At 65.6% G+C, this 2,439-nt stretch carries 2 protein-coding genes; both read right to left on the bottom strand.

Annotated features, from left to right (window positions below; all coding sequences use genetic code 11):
• Positions 1-1,571, bottom strand: a 1,571-nt coding sequence (locus tag CAPSK01_RS05575) for a VIT domain-containing protein (protein WP_273703166.1), incomplete at its 3' end; no start/stop codon positions are given.
• A gap of 14 nt (positions 1,572-1,585) precedes the next feature.
• Complete coding sequence (locus tag CAPSK01_RS05570; RefSeq protein ID WP_034923514.1) at positions 1,586-2,233, bottom strand: TMEM165/GDT1 family protein; 648 nt, start codon at positions 2,231-2,233, stop codon at positions 1,586-1,588.
• Between the last annotated feature and the right edge of the window lie 206 nt (positions 2,234-2,439).

Here is a 2,439-nt window from a genome sequence, read left to right as displayed (position 1 = left end):
GCCAGCCGCCGCGGCGGCTGCACCGGCTGTTCCTGGTAGCGCTGGACGATCACCTGACCGGGGCCGGCGCCGGCATCGTCGCTCCAGACGGTGTGCAGCAGCGGATTCCGGGGAACGTCGATCCAGGTCGTCCGGCTGCCCAGTTTTTCGTTGTCGATCTCGCCGCGCAGGGCGTGGCCGGCGTCGGCGACCCGTTCCGGGCGCAAGGGCTCGGTGCCGGTCAGCGGCGAGTCCGCTTCGAGCCAGACGGAATGGAAAAGCTTCGGCCCGATGTCGAAATTGCGCTCGCGAAAAGCCGGCAATTGCAGTCTGGCCGGCTGGCCATCGCGGATCAGCAGCGGCACGGTGATGCCCAGGCGGATCTTCATCTCGCCAGCGTTGGGCGGGATGGGAAACAACTGGACCATCACCCGGTCCTGGCCGGCGGTGGTGACCAGCACCGGGTCCTGGCGGCGGCGGACCACATTTTCGTAGGCTTGCCGGGTCCGGGCGCGGGTACCGAAGGCCGCCTCGCGCTCCTCGCCATCGATCCACAGCGTCAGGCGCGATACCACGGCGCCCGGTGGCAGCGCGATCTGCGCCCGGCCTTCCTGCTGCCTCGTCGTATCGTTCTGCAGGATCATCGTCCATTCCAGATAGGCCAGGCTGGCCTTGGCATCGACCGATCCGTCGATGCGCGAAGCCGTCAGACTGACGCCGGTCAGGCGGCTACCCACGACGCGGCCGCCGATGTCGCGGTCGAAACCCTGCTGCCAGTCGCGCAAACCCCGGATGGCCGGTTCCGGCAGGTCGTTGAAGGCCTGGCCGGTGACCTGGTAATAGACCTTTCTCGCCTCGATCAGGTTGACCGGATCGCCGAGGATGAGCAACAGGCCGATCGGGTCGGCGGACAAGCCGGAGCGCGCATAGCACAGATGCCGCAGCATTTCTTCGTTCCCGACCGCGCGCAGCCAGCGCAGGCCAGCCTGTCGGGTTTCCGGTTGGGCACTGGTCGCCATCTGCATCCCGAGGCGCGTCAGGGTGAACGGCAGGTCGATGACGATCAGGGCCAGCATGGCCAGGACCCATCCCCGCCACGCCGCCGGCAACCGGGCGCTGCCCTGATCGGTCAGGCGACGCTTGAGCAGCACGCGTCCCCGCCAGGCCGCCAGCAGCGACAACAGCGGCGCCAACGGCAGCAGGCCGATGCCGAAGTACAGGACCATGAACGGGGCGAAGGGCGTCAGCGGCAGATAGAGCAGCGCGTAGAAAGCGGCGATGCCCATTGCGACCGACTGCAGCCAGGCCAGCGCTGCGCTGGCGCGCGAACACGGCTGTGCCAGCTCGACCAGCACCCAGGCATTGGCCAGCGGCACCAGCGCAATCAGCAAGCCATGCGGAAGGCTCGGAATCGGGTCGAAGAACGACTGGGCGCTGGCCTGGGTATAGGCCTCAAAAGCGAGGGTGAAGGCCGGCAGGATGACGCCCGCGAGCAGGATGAACCCTCTGGACGCGAGGTAAGGATCGCGCGCGGGTAGCCGGACAAGAGTCTCCCGATCGCCATTCGACGCCCGATCCGCTTCGTCGCTCATCGGTGTCTCCCGTTCTAGCCAGCCTGGTAGGTGGTGTAGGCCTGGTAAGCGGCAAACACGGCCAGGACCAGAAAGAAGGCGCCGCTGATCCGATGCAGCAGAGCCAGCGGAATTTTTTGCAGGATGGTGCGGCCCGCCAGGATTCCCAATGCCGAAGTGGTGGCCAGCGCCAGGGTGGCGCCGAGCCAGATCGCGGCCGGCGCGTGCACACTGCTCAAGGCCACGACCGCGAGCTGCGTCTTGTCGCCAAATTCAGCCACGGTCAGCAAGACGAAGGTGGTGAAGAAAATGCCATGACCACTCTTCTCCTCGATTTCCTCATCCTCGTCGTCCTCTTCGGTGCGCAGCGCGTGCATGCCGAAGAGGGCGAAGAGAATGGCCACTGTCGCACTGACCACGTATTCCGGCAACCAGCTGGCAATGGCGGCGCCGAAAACGACGGCCAGGGTGTTGAGCAGCGAAAAGGCCGCCAGCGCACCGAGCATCACCGGCATCGGCCGATGCCGCGAGGCCAGGGTCATGCACACCAGTTGACTCTTGTCGCCGATTTCGGCGGCGGCGATCAAGGCAAAGCTGGTGGCCGCCGCCGCCGACAGCTCGACGATGCCGCCAGTGCCCAATAGGGATGAGATGTGCGGCAGCAGACCCTGTGGATCATCCATTCTGTTCTCCGGAAAAGTGTCGCCGAGAGGAAGCGACGTGGCTGAGCAATGCGGCGAAAAGCCCACAATTATAGCCTGCATGCTTGGCGAGGAATGATCCGGCAAGAATCGGAAGCCAGCGCCACTGTTAACGCAATTGACGGCTCTTGCGGGGGCTACCTATACTCGCCGGGGTAGCGCAGGTTTTCCGGTCTCAGGAGTTGCCA

Origin of the sequence: Candidatus Accumulibacter vicinus (assembly GCF_000584955.1) — a bacterium.
Lineage (GTDB): Bacteria > Pseudomonadota > Gammaproteobacteria > Burkholderiales > Rhodocyclaceae > Accumulibacter > Accumulibacter vicinus.
The sequence above is the reverse complement of the archived record's forward strand: the minus strand, read 5'-3'. Positions and strand labels throughout refer to the sequence as shown.

Excerpts from the sequence above, each read along its gene's own strand:
- CAPSK01_RS05570 (WP_034923514.1), bottom strand. The coding sequence starts at position 2,233 with ATGGATGATCCACAGGGTCTGCTGCCGCACATCTCATCCCTATTGGGC.